General features: G+C 41.9%; 15 protein-coding genes. 4 read left to right on the top strand and 11 right to left on the bottom strand.

Going from position 1 to position 19429, the window contains the following annotated elements; translation table 11 throughout:
- Window positions 1-2: 2 nt before the first annotated feature.
- From FG28_RS20490 to FG28_RS15645, 5 genes are all read right to left on the bottom strand, one after another.
- Window positions 3-887, bottom strand: a complete 885-nt coding sequence (locus FG28_RS20490) for a VOC family protein (protein WP_081894429.1) — start codon at window positions 885-887, stop codon at window positions 3-5.
- A gap of 8 nt (window positions 888-895) precedes the next feature.
- Window positions 896-2329 carry an amidohydrolase gene (locus FG28_RS15630; RefSeq protein WP_036384405.1) on the bottom strand — a complete coding sequence of 478 codons (1434 nt, stop codon included), beginning with the start codon at window positions 2327-2329 and terminating at the stop codon, window positions 896-898.
- Window positions 2330-2430: 101 nt separating this feature from the next.
- Entirely contained in the window at window positions 2431-3744 is a 1314-nt protein-coding gene (locus FG28_RS15635) for a deoxyribodipyrimidine photo-lyase (RefSeq protein WP_036384407.1), read from the bottom strand.
- A complete protein-coding gene (locus FG28_RS15640) occupies window positions 3741-4433 on the bottom strand; it encodes an SDR family NAD(P)-dependent oxidoreductase (RefSeq protein ID WP_036384409.1) in 693 nt (230 codons plus the stop codon). Before FG28_RS15640 ends, FG28_RS15635 begins: the two co-directional genes overlap by 4 nt.
- A 1-nt stretch (window position 4434) precedes the next feature.
- Complete coding sequence (locus FG28_RS15645) at window positions 4435-4932, bottom strand: SRPBCC family protein (RefSeq protein WP_036384411.1); 498 nt, start codon at window positions 4930-4932, stop codon at window positions 4435-4437.
- A 188-nt stretch (window positions 4933-5120) separates the two neighbouring features.
- Here FG28_RS15645 and FG28_RS15650 point away from each other — a divergent pair, with 188 nt between their 5' ends.
- Window positions 5121-5969 carry a DUF2911 domain-containing protein gene (locus FG28_RS15650; RefSeq protein WP_036384413.1) on the top strand — a complete coding sequence of 283 codons (849 nt, stop codon included), beginning with the start codon at window positions 5121-5123 and terminating at the stop codon, window positions 5967-5969.
- A 48-nt stretch (window positions 5970-6017) separates the two neighbouring features.
- Here the strand turns inward: FG28_RS15650 and FG28_RS15655 are convergent, their stop codons facing one another.
- The 6 genes from FG28_RS15655 to FG28_RS15680 all read right to left on the bottom strand — a co-directional run bounded on the left by FG28_RS15655 (window position 6018) and on the right by FG28_RS15680 (window position 13328).
- Complete coding sequence (locus FG28_RS15655) at window positions 6018-7730, bottom strand: sodium:solute symporter (protein ID WP_036384414.1); 1713 nt, start codon at window positions 7728-7730, stop codon at window positions 6018-6020.
- A 110-nt stretch (window positions 7731-7840) separates the two neighbouring features.
- Window positions 7841-10372: a PIG-L family deacetylase gene (locus FG28_RS15660; RefSeq protein WP_036384416.1), complete on the bottom strand. Its 2532-nt coding sequence runs from the start codon at window positions 10370-10372 to the stop codon at window positions 7841-7843.
- A 104-nt stretch (window positions 10373-10476) separates the two neighbouring features.
- Window positions 10477-11433: a hypothetical protein gene (locus FG28_RS15665; protein ID WP_036384418.1), complete on the bottom strand. Its 957-nt coding sequence runs from the start codon at window positions 11431-11433 to the stop codon at window positions 10477-10479.
- A 33-nt stretch (window positions 11434-11466) separates the two neighbouring features.
- Entirely contained in the window at window positions 11467-12063 is a 597-nt protein-coding gene (locus FG28_RS15670) for a Maf family nucleotide pyrophosphatase (RefSeq protein ID WP_036384420.1), read from the bottom strand.
- Window positions 12056-12583, bottom strand: coding sequence for an HAD family hydrolase (locus FG28_RS15675; protein ID WP_036384422.1), 528 nt, complete (start codon window positions 12581-12583; stop codon window positions 12056-12058). Before FG28_RS15675 ends, FG28_RS15670 begins: the two co-directional genes overlap by 8 nt.
- Window positions 12567-13328: a Rossmann-like and DUF2520 domain-containing protein gene (locus FG28_RS15680; protein ID WP_036384423.1), complete on the bottom strand. Its 762-nt coding sequence runs from the start codon at window positions 13326-13328 to the stop codon at window positions 12567-12569. The genes FG28_RS15675 and FG28_RS15680 overlap by 17 nt, the downstream gene beginning before the upstream one ends.
- Window positions 13329-13463: 135 nt before the next feature.
- Between FG28_RS15680 and ccsA the strand changes: the two genes are divergently transcribed.
- The 3 genes from ccsA (at window position 13464) to FG28_RS15695 (ending at window position 19422) form a co-directional block, all read left to right on the top strand.
- Window positions 13464-16634 (top strand): cytochrome c biogenesis protein, encoded by a 3171-nt coding sequence (ccsA, locus tag FG28_RS15685; RefSeq protein WP_036384425.1) that lies wholly within the window; start codon window positions 13464-13466, stop codon window positions 16632-16634.
- A gap of 172 nt (window positions 16635-16806) precedes the next feature.
- Window positions 16807-18219 carry an MATE family efflux transporter gene (locus FG28_RS15690; protein ID WP_036384427.1) on the top strand — a complete coding sequence of 471 codons (1413 nt, stop codon included), beginning with the start codon at window positions 16807-16809 and terminating at the stop codon, window positions 18217-18219.
- 36 nt (window positions 18220-18255) lie between these two features.
- Complete coding sequence (locus FG28_RS15695) at window positions 18256-19422, top strand: PLP-dependent aspartate aminotransferase family protein (RefSeq protein ID WP_036384428.1); 1167 nt, start codon at window positions 18256-18258, stop codon at window positions 19420-19422.
- Window positions 19423-19429: the final 7 nt, after the last annotated feature.

A 19429-nucleotide genomic window follows, 5' to 3' on the forward strand; every position in this document is an offset into this window, starting at 1 on the left:
AATTAATGTATTGCTGTGTTTATTTCAATCCAATAGCCTTCTGGATCTTGGATGTAGATTTGTTTTACACCGTCAGAACGGTCCGTGATGGAACTTTTATTTCCAGGCCAATCATAGAAATCGATGTTATTGGCCATCAAATGTTCTATAAAATCTTCCAAATTTTGGGTGGCCAAGCAAAGGTGCATGCTCTTGTTCCTACTAAAATCGGCGACCTCTTTTTTAATAAGATGTAATTGGGTATTTCCCTTTATTTGGAACCAGCGAAACCCTGGTGCTCTGTCTGGATGGGGAATTTCTGTAAGTCCTATAATATCTCGATAAAAATCGCCTGTCTCCATCAATTTGGTCACTACAATGGAATAATGGTCATACTGAAACCCAAAATCGAATGTATTGGCCTTGAATTGGGTTTGTAAATAGGTTTGCTTCCAAGTACCATTTTCATAATTCCCCACAGTAAAGCCATAGGTGTTGGCATCAATATATTTCCAATAATCGGTTACTATGGAACCCCCATAATCATAGGTGTAAATAATATCCTTTCCTTTTGTGGTGATAGTTCCTGTGGTGACTCCGCCAAAGACATCAAACTCCCAAAACGTTAAGGAATTGCTTTCAGCATCGAACTTGCGGATACCATGGTTTCTTGATCCAAATGCAGTTTGCTCCTGATTGGTGAATCCTTTGGATTCAGCCAAGACAAGAGTGCTGTCCAAACTGTACTTGAATACGGTCTCTTGTTTAAATTTGGAACCATCTCCCCAAGTACCCTCGGCCTTCCATGTTTTGCCCAATAGCGGTTCAAAAACTGAAAGCTCCGACTTTTGTGCTTGCAGGTTGAAAAAGCCTGCAAAGAGCAGGCTTATCAAAAATGTTTTTTTCATCATGTTATTTACCCTCCGATTCCCTCAATTGGCGGTGGGCCGTCAATCATTGGTTCGTATTTTTCATCCCCTTTTCTGGTCTTGAACTCTTCTTTGACCTCTTCCACCAGCTTGGGGTCTTCAAAAAGGTCTAGCATGGTCATCGCCATTGCTTTTGAGGCATAGACCAATCCCTTGTGGCCAATACTCATGCTTCCACAGGCTACAACGGCCCAGGAATGCCAAGGGGTATCTTTTGGTGCTACCGTAACGCTTAGGTTGATGTTGGGTACGTTCCAGCTTACATCACCCACATCCGTGGAACCACCCCCAGGAAGCTCTTCGGTTTCTTTTAAGGGGTTGATTTCACTGTCCATGCCCACTTCTGGTTTACCCGTGGCTTTTTGAATTGATTTTCCGTAAGCAATCTCTTCATCAGTATAAGTGATGGGACCCAACAGCTCCAAGTTTTTCTGCATGATTTCACCTCCCTTACGGTTTACCAATACTTCATAAATACCAGATACCAGTGAAATTTTATAATCCACATTGGCCATAATGGCAGCACCTTCGGCCATAGCTTTAACCCTTTCATAGGTAGGTAACATCACTTTACGTTTTGGATCACGTACCCGGACCCATAATCTTGCATAGTCTGGAACCACATTCACCACTTGTCCACCATCTTGAATGTGATAGTGGATACGTGAAGTTGGCTTTATATGCTCACGGTAATAGTTAATACCGGTAGTATACAACTCCAAAGCATCCGAAGCACTGCGCCCATTCCATGGATCTCCCGAAGCGTGGGCAGCTTGCCCATAAAATTCAACGATAAAGTCAACCAAAGAAAGACCACTTTGTACATCGGCCTCGATATTGGCTCCGGGGTGCCAGCTAACATTGACATCTACATCGTCCCAAAGCCCGGCTTCGACCATCCAAACTTTGGCAAAATATTTTTCTTCAGCGGGAGTGCCTAAGAATTTTACGGTTCCTTTGATGTTTCCAGCTTCAATTTGTTCTTTAATAGCAATTGCCGCTCCTAAGCTTGCCGCTCCAAACATATTATGCCCGCAACCATGACCGGGAGCACCTTCAATCCTAGGATCTTTGGTCGGCACCGCTTTTTGGGAAAGGCCTGGGAGCGCATCGAATTCACCCAACACACTGATCACGGGTTTACCAGAACCGTAAGTGGCAGTGAATGCTGTGGGAATATCAGCAACACCACGGGTTACTTTCAGCCCATTTTTTTCGGCATAATCTGCTAAAAGTTCTGCGGATTTGGATTCATCAAAAGCAGTTTCAGCCAATGTCCAAATAGAATCGCTGAGCATGATCAAATTTTCCTTGTGGTTTTCCACGGAAGCAATGATTGCCTTTTTGTCCTTGGTCAATTTTTGTGCGGTCAGGTTCAATGAAATTAAACCCAACAGCAATACGATTGTACTTTTTTTCATTTCAAAAACATTTGAGTTAGTCATTTAGTAATTTAACCTTTTAGCTTTCATGGAACGAAACCTGAAAAGGTCAAATGGATACTAAAAATACTGAAAATGCATTAACCCACGGCCTGTTTATAGACTTTTAAACAGCGTTCGCGTGCCATTTTATGATCTACCATTTTTTCTGGATAGCTAAGTTCTTGTAATTCAGGTACCCATTGATTGATGTATGCCTTGTCACAATCAAATTTGTCCACTTGGGTCATGGGATTGAAGATTCGGAAATAGGGGGCAGCATCCACGCCGCTACCAGCGGCCCATTGCCAATTGCCAACATTGCTGGCCATTTCATAGTCCAATAGCTTTTCTGCAAAATAGGCTTCACCCCATCGCCAATCAATAAGCAAATGTTTGCATAGAAAACTGGCCACGAGCATGCGAACACGGTTGTGCATATATCCGGTACTGTTTAGTTCCCTCATCCCTGCATCTACAAGGGCATACCCTGTTTTTCCCGATTTCCAACGCTCAAACTCCTCTTCATTGTTTCGCCATTCAATTCGGTCATATTTGGGTTTGAAGGCCTTATGAACCGTTTCGGGAAAGTGCCATAGAATCTGCATAAAGAACTCACGCCAAATAAGTTCGTTCCAAAAGGTTTCATTTTTCTCGGCAATGGCTTTTTTTACTATTTTCCGTATGGAAACAGTACCAAATCGTAGATGGGGCCCCAGTCTTGAAGTGCCCTGTTCCTTGGCGGGAAAGTTTCGGGTACCCTCATAATTACTGATGAGATTTGCGGAAACATTATACTCGGGAACGGTGATTTTGGAGGTTACAAAACCAATATCATTCAACTCTAGAAAAGGTAAATCCGATTTTTTGAAGAGTCCCTGCTCCAGTCTTGGGAGAGTGTCATATTCCTGAAGGTGAACGGAAGAATCAAATTTTTCCTTCCATTGTTTCATATAGGGGGTATATACCACGTAGGGGTCACCATCACTTTTTACCACTTCATCCTTTTCAAAAATGACTTGGTCTTTATAAGTTTTGAAAGCGATGTTGTGCTCTTCTAAGAAATCGTGGATTTGAGCATCCCGTTTTATGGCATACGGCTCATAATCATGATTGGCAAAGACTGTATCAATCTCATATTCTTCTTGCAGTTTTTTGAAAACAGAAATTGGATGATCAAAAAACAGGGCAATCCCACTTTGAATCTCTCCATGCAGTCGATTACGGATTTTCTGAAGCTGCTGGTGGATAAAAGTTACCCGGGCATCATCTTTTGGAAGCTTATCCAAAATCTCAGGATCAAATATAAAAATGGGGAGTACCGGATGCTCATTTTGCAGAGATTGATACAGCCCTACGTTGTCATCCAATCGCAAATCGCGCCGAAACCAAAAAATAGAAAGTTTATCGCTCACGAATTTGAATTTAGAGTGGACATGCCACCATCAACTCCAATTATCTGTCCTGTAATCCAAGAGTTTTCAGAATTTAGTAAAAAAGTGGCCATATTGGCAATATCTTTTACGTTTCCAACACGCTTTAGTGGGTGGCGTTCACTCATTTGTTCTTTCTTTTTATCATTGCTCAACAGGCGCGAAGCCAATGAAGTATCAACCAGCGATGGCGCAATTACGTTGACCCTGAGTTTTGGGGCGTATTCGGCCGCCAGGGCTTTTGCAAAACCCTCAATGGCTGCTTTAGCCGCTGAAATACTGGTGTGGTACGCCATGCCTGAACCCACAGCAACGGTACTGAAAAATACCATACTTGAACCCTCGGCCATATTGCCTATAATTGTTTTGACCACCTTTACCAAACAGAAGAAGTTTATTTCCATGTCTTCTTCAAAATCCTGGATGTCCAGCATTTTAAAAGGCTTTAGGTTGATGCTTCCAGGGCAAAACACAAAACCATGAATTTCATCAGGTATGTTCTTATCTTCAATATCATCCAACATTACGTCAAATGGGATATGGTTCACGTTCAAATCAGACAATTCTTTAGCGGTCCGTGAAGCTACGTATACATTGTTTGTGGATGACAGTTGGCTGGCAATCTCACGTCCAACACCGTGTGATCCGCCTATGAGCAATATATTTTTCAATTTAAATGGTTTTTAATTCAAGTGAAGTTTCTTTTCCAGGGATGCTCCCAAAAAGCGATTCCAATTTTATTTTTCGATACTCAAATATTTTTTTGAGCTGGGATTTCACCACAATGGGATGCATCAACCTTCCTATGAAACCAAAGGGTAGTTTGTAGTCTATAATGTCTTCCATTTCAACTCCACCAGAAGTTTCACGAATAAAATGTTTGTGGTGCCAAAGTGCATAGGGACCAAATCGTTGTTCGTCCACAAAATATTCTCCCTGTATTACATGGGTAATTTCAGTGACCCATTTTGTGGCCATAAATGGAAATGGTTTAACCACGTATTGAATAATTTGTCCTGCATACATAGGTTCATCCCCACCAGATAAGATGTGAAATCCCATGTGGGGAGGTGTGATGGTCTTTAGATTTTTAGGATTTGATAAAAATTCCCATCCATCTTCCTTGGATATGGGCAAGAATTGTTTCGCACAAAGTTGATATAATCTCATCCAAATGATTTGTTCAAAAATACAAAATGTTTAATTTATATTGAAATAAGTTAAACAAATTTATATATTTTTATCCTTGATGTGAAACAAGGTATCGCTGTCTGATGGTTTCTTTTAAGAATTTATTAACGATTGTAATTATCATTCTAGTTAGCTTTGCTTAGCTAACAATTTAAACACTATTTCCTATGAAAAAACTTGTATTATTTATGTTTGTTGCGTTGCTTTCCATTTCGTTGGAAGCACAGATTCAAACACCTGCACCCAGTCCATTTTCCGTATTGAAACAGACGGTTGGACTGACAGAAGTTACCGTAGAATATTCCAGACCTTCCATGAAAGGGCGAACTATTTTTGGGGATTTGGTTCCTTATGATGCCATTTGGAGAACAGGGGCCAATATGAATACAACCATTACGTTTAGCGACGATGTAAAGGTGGAGGGCAAAGACCTTAAAGCTGGAAAGTATGCCATCTATACCCGTCCCAATGAAGCAGTTTGGGAGGTTATTTTCTATACAGATACTGATAATGGTGGATTACCACAAGAATGGGATGCTTCTAAAGTAGCAGCCACTGTAAAAGTAGAAGTATACCCAATGCCAATGCCCATTGAAACTTTCACCATTACCATTGATGACATGCACAACAATGGGGCTACTTTAGGATTGATGTGGGAAAAAGTCTATGTAGGAGTAAAATTTGTTGTCCCTACTGTTGCCAAGGCCACCGCTAGTATCGAAGCTGCTATGTCAGGGTCTGATATTTCAGCTAATGACTATTTTGCCGCTGCCCAATATTATTACCAAGAAGGAATGAACATGGGCAAAGCCAAGGAATGGATAGACAAAGCGGTTTCCATGAATGATAAAGCATTTTGGATGACACGTCTACAATCCTTGATCTATGCAAAATCTGGAGATACCCAAGGAGCCATTGAAGCTGCTAAAAAATCATTGGTAGAAGCCCAGGCTGCTGGTAATATGGATTATGTGAAAATGAACAAAGAATCCTTAAAGGAATGGGAGGGACAATAAAAAATCCTCCAACAAGATAACGAAGAACCCGCTTAAAAGCGGGTTTTTTTATGCGTCAATTTCGGGGTGGGAGTTGCCCAAGAAATTGTCAAATGCCTGTGTGATCATAGCAAGAACTATGACCAATACACATCCAAAGGCATTGAGCCACAAGTAGGACATCCAATCCAAATACCATCCAATGATTACAATGATTTGGGTAACGATTGCGGCCACAAATACAGCATTTCCCCTTACAAACTTAAGGAAGAAGGCCAAAAGGAAAATACCCAGAACGTTTCCATAAAATATGGAACCAATGATGTTCACCAACTGAATTAGGTTATCAAAAAGGTCAGCAACGCATGCTATGATAATGGCAATGGTGCCCCAAAGCAAGGTAAACCCCTTTGTGGCCCAGAGGTAATGTTTCTCGTCCTTCTCTGTTTTGTTGTTTCTTTTGTACAGATCAAGTGCGGTAATGGTACCAAGAGCGTTCAGTTCTGATGCCGTGGAAGACATGGCTGCCGATAGAATCACGGCCAAGAGTAATCCAATGAGTCCTACAGGAAGATTGTTCAAGATAAAATGGATAAAGACATAATCCTTGTCATTGGTCTCCACTACTGAATCAGCTTGGGCTATCAATTGTCTGGCCGCTTCCCTGTTTGTGCTTTCCTTTTGATTTATTTTGATGATATCCTGCTTTGCCTGTTCAATAGCATTGTACTCTTTTAGCTTAAGTGCTGCGGAAAACGTATTTTGGGCAATCTTTTTCTCCATTTCAAGTTCCAAATGATCCTTTTCCAAGGCTTTGTACTGATCAACATATTCAGATTCCAGAACGGCTTGGGTTGCAGCAGGATTAAAATTCAATGGACTAGCATTGTATTGATAGAACACAAATACCATTGCCCCGACCAATAGGATAAAAAACTGCATCGGAATTTTAAGGATACCATTGAAAATTAGTCCTAATTGACTTTCCCGAACAGACTTTCCGGAAAGATACCGCTGTACTTGGCTCTGATCTGTTCCGAAATAGGCCAAGGCCAAAAAGAAACCCCCTGTGATTCCACTCCAAAAAGTGTATCGGTTATTGGTATCAAAAGTAAAATCCAGAATCTCCAATTTATTGTTGGCGCCGGCAATTTTTAAGGCTTCCCCAAAAGAAACCCCTGTAGGAAGTGTACCCAGGATAAAGAAAAAAGCAAAGAACATTCCTGTCATTATAATGAACATTTGTTGCTTTTGGGTTACACTCACTGCTCTGGTTCCTCCAGACACGGTGTAGATGATCACCAAAATTCCAATAATAATGTTCAAGGTGCGTAAGTCCCATCCCAAAACTGCAGATAAGATAATGGAGGGCGCAAAAATGGTAATTCCAGCGGCAAGCCCTCTTTGTATTAAAAAAAGTATGGCAGTGAGGCTACGTGTTTTTAGGTCGAACCTACCCTCTAGCATTTCATAGGCGGTAAATACGTTGAGTTTTTTGTAGATGGGAATGAAGACCATACAGATGACAATCATGGCGAGGGGCAGTCCAAAATAGAACTGCACAAAACCCATCCCATCATGAAAAGCCTGTCCCGGTGTAGATAAAAAGGTTATGGCACTGGCCTGTGTGGCCATCACGGAAAGCCCAATGGTCCACCACTTGGCATCGTTCCCACTGCGGACATAATCATCAACGTTTTTGCTACCACGGGTTCTCCATACGCCAAATCCAACAATGAACAGCAGTGTACTACCAAGAATGATCCAATCTAATAAAGCCATTAAGGTTTTAGTTATTTAATATCATGATGAGGTAAAAAACCAAAATATAGATGGCGTTCAAAAGAACCACAACAGTGTATTCCTTTTTCCATTCTATTTTGGTGTTCATGTTATCCTTTGACATTACTTTCTTTTTTTACGTCATCCTTACCAACGGAAAGCATATTTGCAAAAAGTTTGTAAGCCCCGGAAACCCCAGCTGGGAGTTCCCTGAAAAAACTCAGTCCGGTGTAAATATAATGACCTTCTCCATAAGGTGCCACCAAAAGACTCCCTTTTGAGGGTTCGTCATCTTCATCGTGCATGGATAGGACGGGGGTAAACTCTGCACTCCATTCACTTGGATAATATAGGCCTCTTTCCTGTACCCACCCATCAAAATCGCTTTTATCAATTACATTGGGATAGCTTACCAGTGGATTATTGGGTGCTATAATATCCACTTCTGCCGTTTCATCGGTCACTCGGTCACGGGAAATGGTTAAGTCATAAGGAGCAATATTTTTGAACTGATTTGCCCATCTTCCGGCTGTGTTGTACTGCACAATCATATTACCGCCATTTTTTACATAATTGAAAAGAATGGGCTGTTTAAATTTTAAGGCATCCACAACATTATAGGCACGTATACCTACCACAATGGCATCATACTTATCCAATTCACCTTCTTGAATGCCATTGGGGTCGATAGTGTGCACCTGATACCCTATTTGCTCCAAACTTTCGGGTACTTTGTCGCCAGCTCCCATAATGTAACCGATATGTTCTCCCGATTTTTGAATATCCATGCGAACCACCTTAGCTTCGGAGGGCAACAAGATGGATTGTTTGGGAATATGGTCATAATTTATCTCAACGAGTTCTTTTCTATAAGTCTTATTTCCAACGGTAATGATGGGTGAAATTTTCCCTTCACTCTCCACGGATGGGGGAGTAACCTTAAAAGTAACGGTCTGTTCTTGTCCTTGCTGGGAAATGGAAAATGAAAAATTTTGAGGAGAAACTGTCCAACCGGCTGGGTAGTCCAAAGCAATGGTGCCTGATACATTGTTCTTGCCTGCTCTAACTTTAACTTGAACATCCTTGGGAGAAGCGTCGGCAAATATCAATACCTTTTCATCTATTTTTGAGGTAGCTACCGGAAGCACTGCAAAAGGCTCGTACAATTCACCCTTGTCAGGCTTGGAAAAACGGTGAATGACCGGTTTCTCAAATTCCATTTCAGTACCGTCAAAATCCAAAACAAATTTGGCATGAAAAACGGCAGGGGTCTCAGGTTTACCGATCAAGGTTTGATCATTGACTTTGTACATGCCCAAAGTTCCGGGTTCGTTTAACCAATAGGGGCTGGAATAGCTCGCATCTTCTGGGACTGAAAAGTCAATTTCAAAAGTCTTGTCCTCATTATTGGCCAATACCTGGTTCGGTGAAATGGAGCCATTGGCACCAATCAACTGGATTTTTTTAAGGGTGATGTTTTGTGCACTTCGGTTCAGTACTTCGATGTTGATTTTCGCCTCACTTCCGGGTGTGGTCGAGGCAGAAGCCGAATTTGCTTCCAAATACAATCCAGCACACGCTTGAATGATATCTTTTAATTCTTTCGATTTTAAAGTCTTCCAGTGTTCATCTTCAATTTGTTGCAGGAGTTGATAAGCTTTAATCAACTGGGGAATATGTTTTGCGGGATTTCGGAAATCAAAGTTTTCTTCAACCTCATATAAAATAGCGCCCACAGCATCACCGCCTTTTACCCGGGACCAAGAGGTGTCAATACCATCAAAAAGATAATTACTGTTGGGTTTGTCGCCTTTTAGAAATTCCACATATTCATCTTCGGAACCACGTTGGCTCAATCTGCCAAAACCTTGACATAAGTGCTGGCTACTGGCCAAGGAAGCTATTTCATTGTTGGAGAGCCCCAATAAAGGATAATAGGAGCCAATATCCATTTTAATCATATTGGATTTATCGGCTTTCTCAAAATTTTCAGGACTTCCATAAAACCACCAAGAGGTGTTAAAAAATATGCGTTTGGGTTGCCAAGTGGAAGTTAGCTGTAATTGTTTTGTATAGGCATTGGGGTCGTTCGCCAAATCAAATGCTTCCATGCTCAACATGGCGGATGAGGTATGATGTCCATGAGTGGAACCTGGGGACCTATGGTCAAAACGATTGATAATGACATCGGGTTTTATATTTCGAATGGCCCAGATGACATCGCCCAATACTTTTTCCTTGTCCCAAATTTTAAGGGTTTCTTTGGGATGTTTGGAGTAGCCAAAATCATTGGCACGGGTAAAACGCTGCTGACCACCGTCTATGCTTCGGGCAGCCAACAATTCCTGTGTACGCAGTACACCTAGGAGTTCCCTTAATTCTGAACCGATCAGATTTTGTCCACCATCGCCACGCGTCATGGAAAGGTAAACGGTATGTGCCTTATCGTGGTTGGACAAATAGGAAATCAATCTTGTATTCTCATCATCAGGGTGTGCCGCTACATATAGCGCAGTGCCCAAAAAATTGAGTTTTTCAAGGTTGTGATAAATTTCTGTGGATGAAGGCTTTTTGGGTTTTTGGGCGGATAGGTTCAAAATAACGCTCAAAATGCTCAGAGTACAAACCCAAAAGTTTCGCATAGTTGGTTGTTTTTGTGGTTGTGCCAAATATAGAAAGATATAAATCAGTGAATATTCAATTTAGAACATCTTTAACAGGGTTCCTTACAGTTAAAAAAGACATTTTATAGCCCCAAACTATCCCTTAACATCAAATCGTCATTGTCATGCTGCCCCCAATAAGCAGTCTTTATGGACTTCATTTTTGTGGCTTTGGTGGTCAATGTTTTGGCATTTGCACCAAATCCGCTTTTGGATTCTTCCGACCAACTTTCGATGGAATATGGAAAGTCTGATGTGAAATTAATCCTCAAAATTCGTTCCAATTTGGGATAAGATAGGGTGTAGGTTGTCGTTCCGTTTTCAGAAGACACTGAAGCGGTGGCCTCATAGGCTTTCAGCTCTTTGTGGGCCAATCGTAAATATTCCAAAGAAGGAATTACAGTGAGGTTTCCAATGGGCAAGTCTTCTGGATGTATCCGAATTTTGGTCCAGATTTCATTTTCCAGAATTTGTTTATCCAACGAAAAACTTTGGTCGGCCTCACCTTCAAAATAAGAATGGGAGGTAAATTCAAACTGATCTCTATTGTTGATCTGGGAATACACATGACCGCACCATTCCTGAACGGACAAACTGGTCTTTATGGCGTGTTGGTTGTCATGAACGGGATAAAATGTACTGCCCATAATGGAGTAGGGGTAGATTCCAGTTAGGAATTTTTTGGTGGCATTCAACTTTAAAACGGAAACATTTTTTGGATTGTTTCCGTCCGCTTTTACCTGTACATTGGGTAAAAAAGGCTCTGTTACATAAATTAAAACAGCGTGTCCATCATGTATTTCGCCGTATCGGGCCTGTTCCAATTTATAGGATGTTATTTCCGCATCCCCAGCATACCAATACGCTTTAAATTCATTTGAAAGTGGTTTTTTCGGGTTTACAGGAGTGGTTTCTTCGGTTGTATGGTCCATGGCCATTTCACCATCTGGAGCTTTGGTTTTTTCGCCACAGGATAGCAATAGTAACAAAAAAAAGGGGAGCAAGAGGCCAGTGAAACAGCGGCTGTATATCTTTTTCATAAACAAGGTTTTCGTAAAGTTACGCATCGAAACTCAGGAAACCATGTCCATTAACGTTTTGTAGACCAGATGGGTGGGCAAACCAACTACATTAGTGTAAGAACCTTTTATTTCTGAAATGCCGATCATTCCGATCCATTCTTGAATGCCATAGGCACCTGCTTTGTCAAATGGGCTACACTTTTCAATATAGAAGTTGATTTCCTCATTCGTAAACTCCATGAACTTGACGAGAGTAGTGCAACTCACAGTTTTTTGGGTTTCCAAAGTGGTAAAACAGACTGATGTGATGACCTCGTGCCAATCGCCACTTAAGGTTTTTAGCATTTCAAATGCCTCCTCGCGGTTTGAAGCCTTGGCCAGTGAAACACCTTTGTGCCAGACCACGGTATCTGATGTGATCACAATCTCTTTGGGCTTAAGTTCATTTTTGAATGGGGAGGCTTTTAATTCAGCCAAATAATTGGAAATTTCCTTTCCCTGCATCTGGTCTGGGTAGTCTTCATCCACAGATTTTGGTCGAACTTCGAAATCCAGTCCCATTTCTTCCAAAAACATTTTTCTTCTGGGAGATCCAGAACCTAAAATAAGTTTGTATCCGTTGAGTTTTTCTTGAAGCGGACTAGTCATTCTTGGCACTGAAATTATCGTTCCAATCGCCTCGCACCTTCAGCACCTGTTCCACAATATCGCGCACACAGCCATCCCCGCCATTTTTATGGGAAACATAATCCGAAATGGCCTTTACCTCCTGAACCGCATTTTGAGGGGAAGCGGCCACGGCAACCATTTTCATTGGGGGAATATCAGGTACGTCATCCCCCATATACAATACGGTGTTGGGGTCTATGTTGTAGATGTCAAGGTACTCTTCCAGCGGTTCTTGTTTATGGTGGGCGCCCATATAAAAATCAGTGACACCAAGCCCTTTGAGCCGTTCTTTCACTCCCTCATTTGTACCACCTGTGATGATACATACCTTATAGCCCTTTTTTATGGCCGTTTTTATGGCGTACCCATCCTTTACGCTCATGCTACGGAGTAATTCTCCATTGGAGGTCACCAAAACGGTGCCATCGGTAAATACCCCGTCCACATCAAATACAAATGTGGTGATGTTGCTCAAGAATTCTTTATAATTTTTCTTCATAGACTTTTTTTATCGCTTCACTGAACAGCTTGTAGAGTTCTATTTGTTTTTCGTCTTTTAAAAGGGACAAATGGGCTTGCATGGTTTTTTGATCTCCTCTTCGTGCTGGACCTGTCTGGGCTTCCTTTGGCGGCATTACTTGAACTTTTTCAGCAGTTTCCCTGATCAAGGGTTTTAATAAATCAAAAGGAAGTCCTTCCTCCAGGCACAATTTTTCGCCAACACCATATAGATAGTTAGAGAAATTGCTCACGAACATAGCCGCAAGATGCAATTTTTTCCGTTGTTGGGAATCAATATCATATACATTATCCGAAAGTCGGCTCGCCAATGCTTTCAAGATTTCTGCTGATTGTTTCCGATGGGCTTCAATACAAAAGGGAATGGATTTAAAATCCAACGGCCTGCCTTCAGTAAAACTCTGCAAGGGATAAAAAACGCCTCTGTTTTCCATGGGCAGACTGTCCATTTCTGCGGCACCTGAAGTATGGGCCACAATTCCTTTTTTATCGGAAAGGTGTTTTGAAACTTCAACAATGGCGTCATCTTTCACCGCAATGAGGTATACATCGGCGTCCATTATTGCCCCAAAATCTGTTGAGATGGGGGCAAAGCCCGAAAACCACAGCAACTGTTCTTGGTTTCTGCCCACTACCTGGGCCAACCGTACCTCCTTTGCTTTGGAAAGTGCGCCCACCAAATGCTTTGCAATATTTCCAGTACCGAGAATTACGATGGAAAGCATGCCGCAAAACTACAAATTTAGTGGATGATGCCTTATAGAAAGAATTAACAAATCTGTTGGAATTTTATGCAACTTGTAAACAAGGAAGTTATAAAAAGGCCGTATTTTTGCAAGCTGAAAGCACATCGGAATTCAATGATTGACATTCTTAAAAAGACCCTATTTTCCACAAGACTTATGGCCGTTCTTTTTTTGGTTTTTGCCGCAGCAATGGCCGTTGGAACCTTTGTGGAAAGTTGGTACAGTACCGAAACTGCCCGAATTTATATTTATAACGCCACATGGTTTGAGGCCATCATGGTCTTTTTTGTAATCAATTTTATAGGGAATATTTTTCGTTACCAACTGCTCAGCTGGAAAAAGTGGCCCGTGCTTGTTCTTCATCTTTCATGGATTTTGATCATTCTAGGGGCTTTTGTGACCCGTTATATCAGCTATGAAGGAATGATGCCCATTAGGGAGGGGGCTACTGAAAATCAATTCTTTTCGGATAAAACCTATTTGACTGCATTTGTTGATGGTGAAATCAATGGCGAGACCAAACGAAGGGTGTTGGAAGACGATATTATCGTCACACCAGAAGGTTCACGTTCCAGTTTGCCATGGAAATCAGATTTTAACGGGCAACCCTTTACTATTTCGTATGTCGATTTTATTGAAGGGGCAGAAGAGGGGTTGATTCCAGATGAAAACGGAAAGGAATACTTACAAATTGTTGAAGCAGGGAATGGTCAGCGACACGAGCATTATCTGGAAAACGGACAGGTTGCCAGCATTCACAACATACTTTTCGCTTTGAACAAGGAGACCGATGGTGCGGTCAATATTTTTTATTCGGACAGCTCTGGGTATCAGATAAAGTCGCCTTTTGAAGGTAATTTTATGCGGATGGCAGACCAGTTTCAGGGCGAGGTATTGAAGGATAGCCTCCAAACTTTGCAATTACGGTCTCTCTACAACATGGCGGGAATGCAATTTGTGGTTCCAGAACCTTTGGTCAAAGGACGTTATGGGGTGGTCAAGGTTCCTGAGGAGGAAGTCACTGAAGCCACACAAGATGCCTTGGTGGTTTTGGTTTCTGCCAATGGCGAATCTAAAGAAATCAAGCTGTTGGGGGGTAAAGGGACTTCAAATTTTTCGGATAAGATTCAAGTAGGTGGGTTGGATTTTTCCCTGAGCTACGGCTCAAAAGTCTACGAATTGCCATTTTCCATTAAACTGAACGATTTTATCGCAGAAAAATATCCCGGCACAGAAACAGGCTATGCGTCATTTATGAGCAGAATTACGGTACAGGATGACCGTTTGTTCGATTACGATATTTATATGAACCATGTGTTGGACCATAAAGGATATCGGTTCTTTCAATCCAGTTTTCACCCAGATGAAAAAGGCACGGTACTTTCCGTAAACCACGATATGTGGGGCACTTGGATTACCTATATTGGCTATTTTCTGTTGTACATTGGGTTAATGGGCATTATGTTCTTCGGAAAGACCCGTTTTAGGGATTTGCAGCAAATGCTGGAAAAACTCAAGTCAAAAAAGACGGCATTGACGGCGATAGCCCTATTTTTTGCAACTACTCTATTGAGTGCACAGGAAACGGAAGCTGACCATGAGCATTCAGGAATGCCAACGCAACATCAAGTGGATTCTATAATCCAATCTACAGTTGTGTCCAAAGAGCATGCCGAAAAGTTCGGGGCTTTGGTCATTCAGGATGAAGGAGGACGAATGAAACCCATAAATACGTTCGCTTCTGAGCTTTTGCGAAAATTAAGTGGTGAGGATCACTACAAGGATTTATCCGAAAACCAAGTGTTTTTATCCATGATGATGAACCCCGGAGTTTGGTACAACACGGAATTCATTGCATTGGGAAAAAAGGAGAATGACAGTATCCGGAAAATTATTGGGGTTCCCGAGGGGACCGAATTTGTAAAAGCTACTGACTTTTTTGATAAACAGGGCAGATACAAGCTTCGTCCCTATATGGAAAAAGCCACCTCAACCACAAACCCTTCAAATTTTGAAAAGGATTTCAAAAAGGTTGGGGAAAGGCTCAGTCTTTTGGAAATTGCCTTGAGCGGTCAAATCATAAAAATATTCCCCTTACTGAACGATGAGAACAACAAATGGGTGTCCGCTGTGGAATATAGGTCGGGACAATACCAGATTCAAGATTCATTATACTCCAATTTTGTACGCAATGCCATGCCTTATTATTTGGGGACTTTACAAAATTCAATAGCTACAGGAGATTATTCTCAACCCGATAAATTGTTGGAAGCATTCAAACAAAATCAGCTTAACCACGGTGCAGAGGTATTGCCTTCAGAAAAAAAGATAAAAACGGAGATTATCTACAACAAGCTGGATTTGTTCAACCGCTTGTATAAGTACTACGCCATGGTTGGGGTATTTCTCTTCATCGTGTTGATCATTCGAATATTTAAGGACCGGGAAATCCTAAAAGCCGGGGCCTATTTGCTCAAAGGAACCATAATCCTATTTTTTATCTGGCACACGGCAGGCTTGGTATTACGATGGTATATCTCTGGGCACGCTCCTTGGAGCGATGCTTATGAAAGTATCCTCTATGTTTCTTGGGCAACCATGGGTATCGGTCTGGCATTGGGAAGAAAGAGCGAATTGACCATTGCAGCCAGTGCGTTTGTCACCTCAATGCTGCTATGGATTGCCCACCAAAGTTGGGTGGACCCTGCCATTGCCAACTTGGTCCCCGTTTTGGATAGTTATTGGTTGATGATTCACGTGGCCGTTATTGTGGGTAGTTATGGTCCATTGACCGTAGGGATGATTCTTGGGGTAGTTTCCCTTTTACTTATGATTCTTACCACAGCGTCCAACAAACAACGAATGGACTTGGCGATTAAGGAATTAACAATTATCAACGAATTGGCACTTACCGCTGGTTTGGTGATGCTTACCATAGGCAACTTTTTGGGTGGCCAGTGGGCCAATGAAAGCTGGGGTCGATATTGGGGCTGGGACCCTAAAGAAACTTGGGCCCTGATTTCCATTATGGTCTACGCTTTTGTGTTGCACATGCGTTTGGTTCCCGGTCTACGGGGCAGATGGAGCTATAACTTTGCCAGTATTCTAGCCTTTGCCAGTATAATGATGACCTACTTTGGAGTGAATTTTTACCTAGTGGGACTGCACAGTTATGCCAGCGGAGACCAAGTTATAACCCCTAGTTTTATCTGGTATACCGTGCTTGGGGTCTTTATTCTGGGTGGAATTAGTCTGTGGCGATATAAAGTCCACTATGCCAAATAATTAATTTATTTGGTTTACACTTTAAAAAAAAGTTGCATATTTGCCTCATCATGAAGTTATAAGAATTATGTACGCAATAGATGTCACCATTGGCTTTACGCCAAAAAAGTAACCGAAACTCTTTTTCGGTCAGTTGACATTACCTCTTTTGTTTTACACATAATTCTATAAAATGACACACTCAAACAATACATTTTCATTCAAAAAACTGATCAATTATTTCTGGATAGCTGTATCCGGTAAGGAAACAGAATTCACCTCTGGAAGTATTCGCAAGGCCATCTTTATGCTTTCCATTCCCATGATTTTGGAAATGCTGATGGAATCTATTTTTGCCTTGGTGGATATCGCATACGTATCCAAAGTAAGCGTTAATGCGGTGGCTACAATTGGATTGACCGAATCCGTTATTACATTGATCTATGCCTTGGCCATTGGCTTGAGCATGGCAGCCACAGCCGTTGTGGCCCGAAGAATAGGGGCAAAAGATGTCCAAGGCGCTAGGGAAGCTGCGGTACAAGCTATAGGTTTAGGTGTAGTAGTCTCCATTGTGTTGGGCATTGTGGGTATCATTTTCGCGAAAGAAATTTTAGCTCTCATGGGTGGTGAGCCTAATTTAATTGCGGAAGGTTACGGCTATACCCAATTCTTGATAGGAGGGAACATTACCATTATGCTTTTGTTCCTTATTAATGCCATTTTTAGGGGAGCCGGAAATGCTTCCATTGCCATGTGGACGTTGGTATTGTCCAACGGACTCAATATTATTTTAGACCCCATTTTCATTTTTGGATTGGGTCCCATTCCCGAGTATGGCGTAACGGGTGCCGCCATTGCCACCAATATTGGTAGGGGTACTGCGGTGTTGTTCCAATTGGGGATACTGTTCTTCGGATGGGGAAAAATCAAATTGATGTGGAAGGATTTGGTCCTAAATCTCAAGGTGATGCACAATCTCATTCGGGTTTCATTGGGTGGAATTGCCCAGTTTTTAATTGGAACTTCCAGTTGGGTGTTCCTTATGCGTATCATGTCTGAATTTGGTAGCGAAGTACTGGCTGGTTATACCATCGCCATTCGTGTGATGATGTTTACATTGATGCCTTCGTGGGGCATGAGCAATGCAGCTGCCACTCTAGTGGGGCAGAACTTGGGGGCCAAACAACCGGATAGAGCCGAAATATCAGTTTGGAAAACCGGAAAGTACAATGCCATTTTTATGGGAACGGTTTCCTTGGTCTATCTCATTTTTGCTAAAAGCATCATTTCGTGGTTCAATGCCACACCAAGTGTGGTTGAAAATGGAGCCCTTTGCCTACAAGTCATTGCGGCTGGATATATTTTCTATGCCTATGGAATGGTAGTGAGCCAAGCCTTTAATGGAGCCGGGGATACCAAAACACCGACCAAAATTAATTTGATTTCCTTCTGGCTGTTCCAACTGCCCTTGGCTTATGTGGCAGCCATGGTTTTGGGGTGGGGAGCCAAAGGTGTTTTCATGGCCATTACGTTGGCTGAAGTGTTGTTGGCCATTATAGCCATGGTCTGGTTCAAAAAAGGAAAATGGAAGCAGGTACAAGTATGACGGGTTTCGTATCTTTAACTTTCTAAAGCAAAGAACATGAGATCCAGCAAAAAAGGATTAAACACCCTGTGCACACATGAAGGCGATTTGGAGGATACCAAATTTAAAGGCGTTGTTTCACCCTTATATATGGCCACCGCCTATGCCTTTGATGATGTTGATATAAAGCGATACCCAAGATACTTCAATACACCCAATCAAGAGGCGTTATGCAAAAAACTGGCAGCCTTGGAACATGCCGAGGCTGCTTTGATTTTTGGTAGTGGTATGGCCGCTATCAGTACAGCACTTATGGCTTTTTTGCAAGCAGGTGATCATATTGTCCTTCAGCAGACCATGTACGGTGGCACCTATCACTTTGCAGTCACGCAATTGAACAAATACGGTATTGAGTATTCCTTTACCGATGGATGGCAAGTAGAGGATTTTGAGAAAGAAATCCAATCCAATACCAAGGTCATCTATATGGAAACCCCATCCAACCCATTATTGACCATTACCGATATTGCCGGGGTGGCTCAATTGGCTCAAAAACATGGGCTGGTTTCCATGATTGACAACACCTTTGCGAGTCCCATCAACCAAAACCCAATTGATTTTGGAGTGGATGTGGTTTTGCATAGTGCCACAAAATATATGGGAGGACACTCAGATATTTGTGCTGGGGTGGTTACCGCATCCCAAGAACATATTGACGAAGTATTTCAATCTGCGATTTGTTTTGGAGGCAGCCTGAGCGAGTATACCGTTTGGCTTTTGGAGCGAAGCATTAAGACCATGGTCATCCGCGTGAAGGCCCAAAATGATAATGCGCTAAAAATGGCTGAATATCTGGTAGGCAATGAAGATGTTGGGCAGGTGTATTATCCAGGTTTGGAAACGCATCCGGACCATGAATTGGCCAAATCGCAAATGAATGGGTTTGGGGGCATGCTCTCTTTTGAATTGCCGAGTGTGGATACATCCCTATTCTTTAAACACCTTAAATTGATAAAACCTGTTATGAGTCTTGCTGGGGTGGAAAGCACCATGATATCACCGGTTACCACGTCGCACGCCCTTATGAGCCCGGAGGATCGCAAAAAACAGGGAATAAAGGATTCTTTAATTCGGTTTTCGTTGGGTATTGAAGAAATTGACGACTTAATTGAAGATATTGAGCAAGCTATTGCAAAGGTTAAATCAATGACCATACCAGCATAACAAAACA

The sequence above is a fragment of the Muricauda sp. MAR_2010_75 genome, assembly GCF_000745185.1.
In the GTDB taxonomy this organism is placed as follows: Bacteria; Bacteroidota; Bacteroidia; order Flavobacteriales; family Flavobacteriaceae; genus Flagellimonas.

Bases quoted from the DNA above. Each gene is read 5' to 3' on its own strand.
- FG28_RS20490 (WP_081894429.1), bottom strand. From the start codon at position 887: ATGAAAAAAACATTTTTGATAAGCCTGCTCTTTGCAGGCTTTTTCAAC.
- FG28_RS15630 (WP_036384405.1), bottom strand. From the start codon at position 2,329: ATGAAAAAAAGTACAATCGTATTGCTGTTGGGTTTAATTTCATTGAAC.
- FG28_RS15645 (WP_036384411.1), bottom strand. From the start codon at position 4,932: ATGAGATTATATCAACTTTGTGCGAAACAATTCTTGCCCATATCCAAG.
- FG28_RS15650 (WP_036384413.1), top strand. From the start codon at position 5,121: ATGAAAAAACTTGTATTATTTATGTTTGTTGCGTTGCTTTCCATTTCG.
- FG28_RS15655 (WP_036384414.1), bottom strand. From the start codon at position 7,730: ATGGCTTTATTAGATTGGATCATTCTTGGTAGTACACTGCTGTTCATT.
- FG28_RS15660 (WP_036384416.1), bottom strand. From the start codon at position 10,372: ATGCGAAACTTTTGGGTTTGTACTCTGAGCATTTTGAGCGTTATTTTG.
- FG28_RS15665 (WP_036384418.1), bottom strand. From the start codon at position 11,433: ATGAAAAAGATATACAGCCGCTGTTTCACTGGCCTCTTGCTCCCCTTT.
- FG28_RS15670 (WP_036384420.1), bottom strand. From the start codon at position 12,063: ATGACTAGTCCGCTTCAAGAAAAACTCAACGGATACAAACTTATTTTA.
- FG28_RS15675 (WP_036384422.1), bottom strand. From the start codon at position 12,583: ATGAAGAAAAATTATAAAGAATTCTTGAGCAACATCACCACATTTGTA.
- FG28_RS15680 (WP_036384423.1), bottom strand. From the start codon at position 13,328: ATGCTTTCCATCGTAATTCTCGGTACTGGAAATATTGCAAAGCATTTG.
- ccsA (WP_036384425.1), top strand. From the start codon at position 13,464: ATGATTGACATTCTTAAAAAGACCCTATTTTCCACAAGACTTATGGCC.
- FG28_RS15690 (WP_036384427.1), top strand. From the start codon at position 16,807: ATGACACACTCAAACAATACATTTTCATTCAAAAAACTGATCAATTAT.
- FG28_RS15695 (WP_036384428.1), top strand. From the start codon at position 18,256: ATGAGATCCAGCAAAAAAGGATTAAACACCCTGTGCACACATGAAGGC.